7 protein-coding genes are annotated in these 10,986 nt (G+C 72.9%); all 7 read right to left on the reverse strand.

What is annotated here, in order from left to right:
• Positions 1-166: 166 nt before the first annotated feature.
• Complete coding sequence (locus tag ACOJTC_RS10300) at positions 167-1,732, reverse strand: MFS transporter (RefSeq protein ID WP_420116691.1); 1,566 nt, start codon at positions 1,730-1,732, stop codon at positions 167-169.
• Between the two features lie 12 nt (positions 1,733-1,744).
• Positions 1,745-2,578: a thioesterase II family protein gene (locus ACOJTC_RS10305; RefSeq protein ID WP_420116687.1), complete on the reverse strand. Its 834-nt coding sequence runs from the start codon at positions 2,576-2,578 to the stop codon at positions 1,745-1,747.
• 14 nt (positions 2,579-2,592) lie between these two features.
• Complete coding sequence (locus ACOJTC_RS10310; protein WP_420116688.1) at positions 2,593-3,690, reverse strand: class II histone deacetylase; 1,098 nt, start codon at positions 3,688-3,690, stop codon at positions 2,593-2,595.
• Positions 3,691-3,791: 101 nt separating this feature from the next.
• A complete protein-coding gene (locus tag ACOJTC_RS10315; protein ID WP_204926524.1) occupies positions 3,792-4,097 on the reverse strand; it encodes a hypothetical protein in 306 nt (101 codons plus the stop codon).
• A 92-nt stretch (positions 4,098-4,189) separates the two neighbouring features.
• Positions 4,190-8,254: an aminotransferase class I/II-fold pyridoxal phosphate-dependent enzyme gene (locus tag ACOJTC_RS10320; RefSeq protein ID WP_420116689.1), complete on the reverse strand. Its 4,065-nt coding sequence runs from the start codon at positions 8,252-8,254 to the stop codon at positions 4,190-4,192.
• Entirely contained in the window at positions 8,251-9,372 is a 1,122-nt protein-coding gene (locus ACOJTC_RS10325) for a DNA alkylation repair protein (protein ID WP_357927032.1), read from the reverse strand. The genes ACOJTC_RS10320 and ACOJTC_RS10325 overlap by 4 nt, the downstream gene beginning before the upstream one ends.
• On the reverse strand, positions 9,369-10,986 hold a 1,618-nt coding region (locus ACOJTC_RS10330; RefSeq protein WP_420116690.1), incomplete at its 5' end, for an acyltransferase domain-containing protein. The genes ACOJTC_RS10330 and ACOJTC_RS10325, both read right to left, overlap by 4 nt.

Below are 10,986 nucleotides of genomic sequence, written 5' to 3' on the forward strand. Positions count from 1 at the left end.
GACGCCGTACCGGCGCGGTCGGCGTCCTGACCCGCGTTCGCCCGACACCACCGGGGGCGGGGGGGCCGGCCCCGGGGGGGGCGCCCCCCCCCCCGCCGCGGGGGAGGGCCCGCCCCCCCCCCCCCCCCCCCCCCCCCCCCCCCCGGTGGTGTCGGGCGAACGCGGGTCAGGACGCCGACCGCGCCGGTACGGCGTCGTCCACCGGGGCGTCGTCCGGCGCGTCCGGCCGGACGCGGACCATGGTCAGCACCGCCACGGCGAGCAGGACGGTGATCACGGTGCTGATCGCGCCGATCACGTTCAGCCCGTCGGTGAACGCCTCCCGTGCGGAGGCCAGCAGCGTCGCGCCGACCTCCCCGGGCAGCCGTTCGGCGGCGACGACGGCGGTGGCCAGCGTGTCACCCGCGGCGGTGCCCTCGGGGACGGTGACCTGGCTGCGGTAGACGATCGCGCCGATGCTGCCCAGGATGGCGACGCCGAGCGCCATGCCCAGTTCGGTGCTGGTCTCCGAGACGGCCGAGGCGGAGCCGGCCTGCTCGGGCGGTGCCGACCCGACGACGATGTCGGTGCCCAGGGCGATCAACGGCCCGCCCCCGGCGTAGACCAGGAGGAAGCCGACCACCAGCTGGGTGAGCCCGCCCTCGCTGCCGATCAGGGCCAGGCTCAGGTGCCCGACCGCCGAGACGGCCAGGCCGGCGGCCACCACGTGCGCCGGGGCGAACCGCCCGGCCAGCACCGGGGAGAGCATCGAGGTGACGATCAGCGCGATCGCCGCCGGCAGCAGCCAGAGCCCGGCCCGCAGCGGGGAGAGCCCCACCACTAGCTGGAGATACTGCGTGACGAACAGGTACGTCCCACCGGCGATCAGCATGCTGAACAGCATCGCCACCAGGGCGGTGGTCAGCGCGCGGTTGCGGAACAGCCGCAGGTCGATCAGCGGGCTGGTGAGGCCCCGCTGCCTGCGGACGAAGAACACGCCGACGGCCAGGCCGGCGACGATCGCGAGCACCGGCAGCAGGCCCGGGTCGTCCTTGGCCAGCTCCTTGAGGCCGTAGATGACCGGCAGGATGGTGGCCAGGGACAGCGCCACGCTGGTCAGGTCGAGCCGGCCGGCGTCGGCGTCGCGGTACTCGGGCAGCAGGCGCGGGCCGGCCAGCAGCAGCACCGCCATGATCGGCACGTTCAGCAGGAAGACCGAGCCCCACCAGAAGTACTCCAGCAACGCGCCGCCGACCACCGGGCCGAGCGCGATGCCGACGGAGAACATGGTGACCCAGACGGCGATCGCGATCCCCCGCTGCTTCACGTCCTGGAACATGTTGCTGATCAGCGCGAGGGTGGACGGCATCAGGGTGGCGCCGGCGATGCCGAGCGCGGCGCGCGCGGCGATCAGCATGGCGGCGCTGTCGGCGTACGCGGCGATCACCGAGGCGACCCCGAACGCGGCGGCGCCGATCAGCAGCAGCCGACGCCGGCCGATGCGGTCACCGAGCGTGCCCATGGTCACCAGCAGGCCGGCGATCATGAAGCCGTAGATGTCGATGATCCACAGCATCTGTGGCGCGCTGGGCAGCAGGCTCTCGCTGATGTGCGGCACCGCGAGGTGCAGGACGCTCATGTCGATGGAGAGCAGCAGCGTCGGTAGCGCCAGCACTGCCAGACCCAGCCATTCCCGGGGGCTCGCCCGGTGCTGCGGTTCGCTCGTGGTGCCCAAGGTGGTTCCTCTCTGGATGGTGCGGAGTGGTCAGTGCGTAAACATCGCACTGGGGTGGGACATTTCTTGATGTTCCGTCACATGGGGGAAACAAAGCTGTAAAAGATGTTCCGCGATGGTTGCCGCGGTGTCCGGGTCGTACAGGTAGAAGTGGCCGCCGGTGAACATCCGGCGGGAGAAGACCCCCGTCGTCTCCAGCGACCACAGGTGCAGCCGGTCGGCGACGACGACCGGGTCGTCCACGGCGCCCAGCGACAGGATCGGCACCGCCACCCCCGTCGGCGGCCGGTGGTAGGTCTCCATGGCTTCGAGATCGGCCCGGATCGCGGCCAGCGCGGGGCGCACCAGGTCCCCCCGGTGCAGCAGTTCGGGGCCGATCCCGCCGATCTCCACCAGGTGTTCCAACAGTTCGTCGTCCGTCCGACGGTGGGCGAACGGCGGCTCGCTGGGAAAACACGGTGGTTGGCGGGCCGACACCGTGAGCAGCCGGGGCGGCCGACCGAGCCGCTCCATCGCCCGGGTCAGTTCGTAGCCCAGCACACTGCCGAAGCTGTGCCCGACGACCGCGTACGGCAGCGGTGGCAGCTCCGCGACGGCGCGGCTGAGGCCGTCGACGAGCGGTGCCACCCGGCGCAGCGGCGGCTCCCCGGCCCGCAACCCCCGGCCGGGCAACTGGGCGACCAGCAGCTCGACCCCCGCCGGCAGCACCGGCCGCCAGGTGCGGAACGCCGACGGCCAACCGCCGGCGTGCGGCAACGCGATCAGTCGCGCCCACGGCCCGCCGCGGGCCGGGCGGGCGGCGTGGGACCCGCTCTCGACCGGGTGCCGCAGGCCCGCGCCCACCCGCATCAACCAGCCGTTCATCGGCTCCGCCCTCCTCATGCCAGCATCGGGTGGTGGGCCTCGAGGTGCTCGACCACGCGGCTCTGCTGCGGTCGCAGCCGTTGCCCGGGCAGGTGCTCCAACGAGTGCAGGAAGGGATCGGGCGGGGGTGGCAGGCCGGCGATCGCCGACGCGATGGCCAACACCAGCGTCGGCTGGTACCAGGCCGAGTAGCCGCCCTCGTGGACGAACACGATCCGCCCGCCGGTGAGTTCGTCGGCCAGCGCGCACATCGTCAGGGTCATCGCGTGGAACGTCCGGCTGGTGCACATCATCCGACCCATCGGGTCGTGGCCGCTCGCGTCGACACCGGCCGCGACCAGGACCAGCTCCGGGCGGAAGGCGCGTGCCGCCGGCACGACCAGCCGGGACAGCGCCGCCAGGTACGCCTCGTGCCCCGAACCGGCAGGCAACGGCACGTTGAGGGTGCGGCCCGCGCCGGCACCCGTGCCCGTCTCGGTGACCAGCCCCGACGCGGGTGGGAACAGCCCCTCCTGGTGGATCGAGACGTAGAGCACGTCCGGGTCGTCGTAGAAGGTGCGCTGGATGCCGTTGCCGTGGTGCACGTCCCAGTCGAGCACCAGCACCCGGCGTGCCCCGTGCCGCTGCGCCGCCCGCGCGGCGATCGCCACGTTGTTGTAGAGGCACAGCGCCATCGCCCGGTCCGGCTCGGCGTGGTGCCCGGGCGGCCGGACCAGGCAGTACGCCCGGTCGAAGCGCCCGTCGAGCACGGCGGTGGCCGCCTGCGCGCCGGCCCCCGCCGCCACCCGGGCGGCCTGGGCGCTGTGGTGGTTGACGTACGCGTACACCCCGGCGTCGCCCGCGCCGAGCGCGGAGGCCGCCTCGACCCGGGCGAGGTGTTCCGGCACGTGCACCAGCAGCAGGTCGTCGTCGGTGGCCGGCTCGGGGGTGACCGGGGTGTAGTGGTCCAGCACCCCGGCCAGCCGGACCAGTCCCTCGGCCCGGCGCAGATCCGGGTCGACGGCGTGCTGGCGCAGGGGTTCGATGCCCGGACCGACAGGCAGGTAGCCCGATCCCGGTCCGGGGTCGTGCCAGAAGCAGATCTCGTGGCTGTACCAGGCGAGCTTCGACATGGGCGACGTCCTCGGCGCTCGACATCGGGCCGGGGCGGGGGGCCGGGGTGCGCCACCGACGGGACCAGGTCGGCGGCGCACCCCGGACCGGACGCCGCCGGTCAGGCGGCGACGGTGGCCGGCGCCCGGGTCACCCCGGACACCTCGGCGATGTACCGGTGGTAGTGCTCCCGCTCCTCGGCGGGGGTGAGCTTGGCCCGGAACGTGGAGTCCAGCCAGCCCAGCACCTGCTCGGCCTCGGCCCGGGTGAGGGCCCGGTCGCCGAGTTCCTTCTCGAACTCCCGGATCCGGGCGGTCGGGGTCAGCACCCCCTCGGCGTAGCCGGTCTCGTCCGTGTTGTGGTTGCGGGTGCAGGCGACGGCCTTCAGGACGGCACCGAAGAAGGCCCTGCTGTCGATGTCACTCACTGCGTTCTCCTCTCGACGGGGTTCCTTCGCCGACCGCCCGGTCGGGCGGTCGGCAACACGGGTGGGTCTCGGTCGGAGCGCGCCGGCCGCACTCAGGACATGAGCCCGACCTGCCGGCCGGCCCGGGCGAAGACGGCGACGGCATGGTCGAGGTCGTCGGCGCAGTGGCTGAGGTTGACGATGGTGCGCAGCCGGGGCAGCGCCTTGGGCACGGTGGGATAGACGATGGGCTGGACGAAGATGCCCTCGGCCTGGCAGAGCCGGGCCATCTCCTGGGCCTGCCCGGCGCTGGCGCAGATGATCGGCACCACCGGCGTCTCGCTGGCCAGGGTGTCGAAGCCCAGACCGCGCAGCGTCGCCCGGTACCGGTCGGTGAGCGCCCGCAGTTCCCCGGTGAGCTGCGGGGCCGCTTCCATCACCTCCACCGCGGCCCGCGCGGCGGCCACCTGCATGGGGGTGCCGGCGGCGGAGAACATCCAGCCCCGGGCGTTGTTCTTCAGGGCGAAGATCAGGTCGCTGGAGCCGGCCACGTAGCCACCGGTGCTGGGCACCGTCTTGGACAGCGTGCCCATCTTGACCGCGACCCGGGCCGGATCGATGCCGAAGTGCTCGGTGATGCCCCGGCCGGTGGCGCCCAGCACACCGAGACTGTGCGCCTCGTCGACCATCAGCGGCGCGTCGTAGCGCTCACACAGCGCCAGGATGCCGGGCAGGTCGGCGATGTCACCGTCCATGCTGAAGACCGCGTCGGTGACCACCAGCTTCCCGGCGTCACCCGCCCGGCGCAGGGCGCGTTCCAGGTCGGTCAGGTCGTTGTGCGCGTAGGTGATCACGGTCGCGCCGGACAACCGGTAGCCGTCCAGGATGCTCGCGTGGTTGTAGACGTCGCCGATCACCACGTCGCCCGGCCCGACCAACGCGCCGATCGTCGCCACGTTGGCCATGTAGCCGCTGGTGTAGACGATGGCGTCCTCGGCCCCGAGGAACCGGGCGATGCCCAGCTCCAGCTCGCGGTGCAGGTGCAGGGTGCCGGCGAGCAGCCGCACGCCGTGCGCGCCGGTGCCGTGCCGCTCCAGGGCCCGCTGCGCCTGGTGGTTGATGTAGTCGTGGCCGATCAGCCCGAGATAGCTGTACGACGCGAAGTTCAGGAACCACCGGCCGTCGAACTTGATCCAGGCACCCTTGGACTCCTCGATGACCGGCTCGTAGAAGTAGTCGTCCTGGGCGATGACCACCCGGTCGTCCACCGACAGCGCGTCGATGCGCCGGTCGAGGAAGGAGCCACCCGGGTGGTCGCCGAGCCGGCCGGGCAGGGTGCGACGGGGAACCGACGCGCCGACCGGGACGGTGACGCCGGGTGGCCCGGCGGGCCGCTGCCGGGTGGCCGGCGGACCCGCCGCCGGCCGGTGCCCGTTCGTCCCCGGGTTCCCCGTCGCCGGACCGGTCCCCGCCCGGTGGCCGGGCCGGGGCGGGTGCCGGTCGGCGTCGTCGACGTCGCGGTAGCGGTCCCAGTCCGGCACGAAACGCGCCGACCCCGACGCGGCCGTCGGGTCCGGCGACGCGCCACCCGACCCGACAGGCGAGCCGGCCGGTACGGCGGCGGACCCGGACCGTCCGCCCACCGGCACGGCGGAGGACGGCGCCATCGGTACGGCGGCGACGGGGCGGGACGGGGCGACGGCAGGCGGGGCCGGGACGGGTGGGCCGGTGACGGGCGGGGCCGGGGTGGCGGAGGCCGGGCCCGACGGGTGGCGGGGCAGTCCTTCCAGGTGCCGGGCCAGCGCCCCGACGTCGGGGTGGTCGAACATGGCCACCGGATCGACGTCCAGCCCCTCACCGGCCAGCGCGGCGGAGACCTCGACCGCCATCATCGAGTCCAGCCCCAGTTCCAGCAGGTTGTCGTCGGGCGACACCCGGTCGACGTGCAGGGTCCGCTTCAGGATCGCCGACAACGCCGGCCACAGCCGGGTCTCGACGGGGGTCACGGTGGTCATCTGGTCGTCCTCCGGTTCGTCGACTGCGGACACGACGTAGTTCGCGGGAGCCAGTTCGAGGGTGTGCCGCAGCAGCGCGATGCCGTCGGCGGCGGTCAGTGCCGGGATGCCACGTGCCGCCGCGGCGTCGGCGATCCCCGCACCCATGCCGACGCGCCACAGACCCCAGCCGAGGCTGTACCACGCCTCCCCGGCGGCCCGACGGCGCGCGGCGTAGCCGTCGAGGTAGGCGTTGGCGGTGGCGTAGGAACTCTGGCCGAGGTTGCCGTGGGTCGCCGAGATGGAGGAGAACAGGACGACGAACCCGGGTCGCGCGTCGGCGGGGAACGCCTCGTCGAGCGCGTGCACCCCACCGATCTTCGGCCCGAACACCTCGTCGATCCGCTCCGCCGACAGGCTGCGCGCCAACCCGTCGCGCAGTACACCCGCGGCGTGGAAGACACCGTCGAAGGGTTCCGCGCCGCGCAGCACGTCCGGCAGCGTGCGGACGTCGGCGGCGACGATCCGCAGGTCGCAGGTGGCGGCGAGGCGGTCCAGCCGGGCCCTGGTCGGCCCCTCCGTGGGTACCGTGCGGCCGACCAGGGTGAGGTGGGCACCGCCCGCACCGGCCAGGAACTCCGCCACGTGCAGGCCGATGCCGCCCAGACCACCGGTGACGAGGAACCGGCCACCGGCCAGCGACCGGGCCGACCGCCCGGGCACGACCGGCACCGCCGGATGCGTGGGCGCGTACCAGGAGCCGTCCCGCCAGGCGAGTTCCGCCTCGCCGTGCCGTACCTCGTCGAGGGTCGGCGGCTCGGTGCCGCCGCCCAGGCCGATGTCGACGAGGCGGACCCGGGCCTGCGGGTGTTCGATCCGTAGGGTCCGCGCGAGGCCCCACAGCGCGGCCTGTCCGGGTTCGATCGACTCACCGACGGTGACCTGCTGGGCGGCGTTGGTGACGATGGTGAGGGCCGGCATGGGCGGCTGCGCCGCGAGCCGCCGGACCAGGGTGAACACGCCGTGCAACAGGGCGACGGCCGCCGCCCGGTCCCGCCCGCCGCGCGGTGCCACGTAGACCACCTCGGCGGGCGGCGTCTCGGCAAGCGCCCGGTCGAGGTGGACGTCGTCCAGGTCGGCCGGGGTGAGCAGGACGGGCCCACCCTCGTACGACTCGACGCCGGCCTCCCCCGACACCACCCAGGTCCGACCGGGGTCGGTTGCCGGTTCCGGGGTGGGAACCACCGGCCGCCAGACCACGGCGGTGACCGACCCGGCGGGCACCCGGTCGACGGGCACCCGATCGACGGGCACCGGATCAGCGGGAGGCGGGTCGGCCTGAGGCCGGTCGGTGGGTGCCGGGGTGGGGCGGGTCGACGGGGGCTGCCGGTGGGGGGCCGCCGGGGCGGTGGTCGGGCCGGCCGCCTTGAGGACGATCCGGTCCAGCTCCAACAACACCTCGCCCTGCTGGTTGCAGACCGTGGCCCGCCCGCGCCCCGCGCCGCCGGCCCCGCCCGCCGCTTCGGTCCGCTCGACCAGGGCCAGGACCGTGCCGGTGACCGGCCGGCGGGCGGTGATCCGCCCGACGTACCAGGGCAGGCAGGTGCCCGCCGTGCCGTCGTCGAGCATGCCGAGGCACTGGAAGACGCTGTCCAGCAGCGGCGGCGGGACGACGTGCCGGTCGGTCAGCCCGCCGGAGGCGCGGAGCACGGCCAGCATCCGGTCGGGCCCCCGGTGCGCGGCGCGGATCGCCCGGAACGTCGGGCCGTACGCGATGCCGCTGCCCCGCCGCCACTCGTCGACGGTGGCGAGCGGCACCTCGTCTACGCAGCCGGCGCGCAGCCCCGCCACGTCCCGGTAGCTCGGCGGGGCCAACGCGCTGCGGGTGGCCCGGGCCCGGCTGTGCAGGACCGGGCCGGAGCCGTCCGGCTGCCACGAGGCGAGCGTGCACTCCCCGGCCGGGGTGAGCACGGTCTCGATCTCGACCGACCCGCCGGGCGCGACCGGCAGCGGCGCGAGGAACGCCACCCGGTCGAGCTGCCAGCTCCCGCCCTCCCGGGTCGCCGCGCAGGCGCTGAGCATCGCGTCGAGTTGCGCCGCCGCGGGCAGGACCGGCGTGTCGCCGATCCGGTGGTCACGCAGCACCGGGTGGTCGGCGGCGAGCGACGTACGGTGGCCGCTCACAGCCGGAGGTCGAATCTGTCGGTGGCCAGCACCTGGCCGTTGACCTGGATGTCGACGAGGTGCTCGCCGGCGTAGTAGCGCCGGGTGGAGACCTCCCGGACCGGGTGCGACTTCTCCACCGTCCGGCGTTCGCCGGGGGCGAGGTCCAGCGTGGTCAGCTTGAAGACCTTCGGAATGCGCTGGCCGTTCTTGCGGACGTGGTGCACCACGTAGTCGACGGTGACGGTGTGCCGGCGGCTGTCGGTGTTCTCGACCTCCAGGCGGATCATGGTCGACTCACCGAGCGCCAGGGTGCGCGGGTGGAGCCCCATCGAGGGCACCCGGATGTGCTCACCCCCGGTGACGCCCACGATCGCCAGCGCCTCCTGGTTGCCCTTCTTGACCAGCGTGCGCAGTGCGTGCCGGACGATCCAGGTGGTCTCCGGGGTCGGGCTCTCCTGCGACCACCGCAACGCGGTGGCGACCGCGATGTCGGGCGAATCCTTGGAGACGTCGTTGAGGTTGTTCGCCACCGACTTGCGCACGTACTCGGAGGGGTCGCTGCGCAGCGGTTCGAGGATCTCCAGTACGGGCTGCGGGTCCCGGACGAAGGCGGTGAGCGTACGCGCCCAGGGAAGCCGGGGACGCACGCCCTCGCTCGCCAGCCTCCGGACGTTGTGGCTGGGGTCGCGGGCCCAGTCGGCGATCCGCTTCATCGTCAGCTCGTGGTGCTGCTCGATGAAGGGGCGGATGGCGTACTCGGCGGTGTGTCGTTTGGTGATCTCGACCAGTGCGTCGAGGGACACCTCGGGGTGGTCCAGGCCGTACTCCTCGACGAACCGGGCCACCGGCATGAGGTACCAGCTCACGTTGAACATCCCCTCGCCCTCGGCGAGTTCGTCGCCGAGAATGGCCAGGAGGATCTTCACGCTCTCGGGGTAGTCCTCGGGGAGCCGGCTGCGCAGCCCTTCCGCCAGGACGAGGACGCGGTCCTTCAGCTCCTTTCCGGGAATGCGACGCTCCACCTCGACGGCGTATTCTTCGACGTCGAAGTCCGGGTGAACCTCGCGGATCTTGCCGCCGATGAGGCGGGCGGCGTCACCGTTGAAGTGGCGCTTGAGTCCGTATTCCGTAGTCATGACATCCGGTCCTTGTCGACGTGGTTTTCCCGGGCGGGCGGATAAAGGCGGATCTTATGTCGGGATGGCTCCTGCCTCCCGGAAGCCGGGCGGGCGGGGGAGCCGTTCGACGCCCCGTCCACTCCACCGTGGACCCAGAATCTCTGCCGTTGGAAGGGGTAGGTGGGGATGGTGGTGGTGCGGTGTCCCTTCCCGTGGTGCACCCCGGCCCAGTCGATCTCACCCAGCCCCTGGTTGTAGAACGACGTGGCAGCCGTGTGGAGCTGCGCCTGGTCGTCGTGGTCCCGGCGTAGCGTCGGCAGCCAGGTCAGACCGGTGTCGGTGAGCGTCGACCGGGCCAACCCCGTCAGGACCGGATGCGCGCCGATATCCCAGAAGACCCGTCCGCCGGCCGCATAAGCCGCTTCGACCGCCTGGGTGAAACGCACCGGTTCGCGGATCCCCGAACCCCACAACCGGCCATCCGCCACCGACCGGGCGTCATGCCAACCACCCGTCACCGTCGAGGCGAACCCGATCCGCGGCGGCGACACCACCGCCCGCCCGAACTCCTCGGCAAAAGGCCCCACCGCCCCGGCCATCGCCGCCGAATGGAACGCATGACTCACCGTCAACCGCTGCGTCCGCAACCCCGACCCGACACCGAACGCCTCCACCGCCTCGACCGGACCGGAGACCGTCACACTGCGCGGAGCGTTGAACGCCGCGATCTCCACCCCCGGAAACGACGGCAACACCGCCTCCACCGACCCCGCGTCGGCGAACACCACCGCCATCGCCCCACCCGACGCCTGCCCCTGCATCAACCCACCCCGCACCACCGCCAACCGCAACAACTCCCCCAACCCGAAGACCCCCGCCGCCCACGCGGCCGTCAACTCCCCCACGCTGTGACCCACCATGAACCCCGGCCGAACCCCCCACGACTCCAACAACCGCACCAACCCCACCTGCACCGCCACGATCCCCACCTGCGCAAACCGCGTCTGCACCAACTCACCACCCCGGTCCCCCCACACCACCTCCCGCAACGGCACACCCGAACCCACCAACTCGACACACTCATCGACGGCATCCCGAAACACCGGCTCCGCCGCACACAACCCCGCACCCATCCCCGGGTACTGCGAACCCTGACCGGAGAACAGGAACACCGACGACGGCGGCTGATTCGACAACCGGGCCACCGGCCGATCCCCACCCGCGACCGCATTCAGTCCAGCGGCCAACTCCGACCCGTCAGAACCCTGGACCGCCACCCGGAACCGATGCGACGCACGACCCACATTCGCCGTGAAACCCACATCACCCACACCCGGACCATCGGCCGACGCCAACACTCCCGCATACGCACCCGCCAACCGCCGCACACCCTCCTCACTGGCCGCCGACACCTTCACCACGAACGACCCCTGCGGCGACCGTTCCTGGACGGCCGGAACCGGAGCCTCCTCGACGATGACGTGGGCGTTGACCCCACCCATGCCGAACGCCGACACCGCCGCCCGACGCGGCGCACCCGCCACCCGAGGCCACGACACCGGCTTGTCCGCCACAAAGAACGGCGTGTCCTCGAACCGGATATGGTCATTCGGCCGCACCACATGCAACGTC

The organism is Micromonospora sp. (assembly GCF_048594385.1).
GTDB lineage: Bacteria > Actinomycetota > Actinomycetes > Mycobacteriales > Micromonosporaceae > Micromonospora > Micromonospora wenchangensis.

Excerpts from the sequence above, each read along its gene's own strand:
- ACOJTC_RS10310 (WP_420116688.1), bottom strand. The coding sequence starts at position 3,690 with ATGTCGAAGCTCGCCTGGTACAGCCACGAGATCTGCTTCTGGCACGAC.
- ACOJTC_RS10305 (WP_420116687.1), bottom strand. The coding sequence starts at position 2,578 with ATGAACGGCTGGTTGATGCGGGTGGGCGCGGGCCTGCGGCACCCGGTC.
- ACOJTC_RS10325 (WP_357927032.1), bottom strand. The coding sequence starts at position 9,372 with ATGACTACGGAATACGGACTCAAGCGCCACTTCAACGGTGACGCCGCC.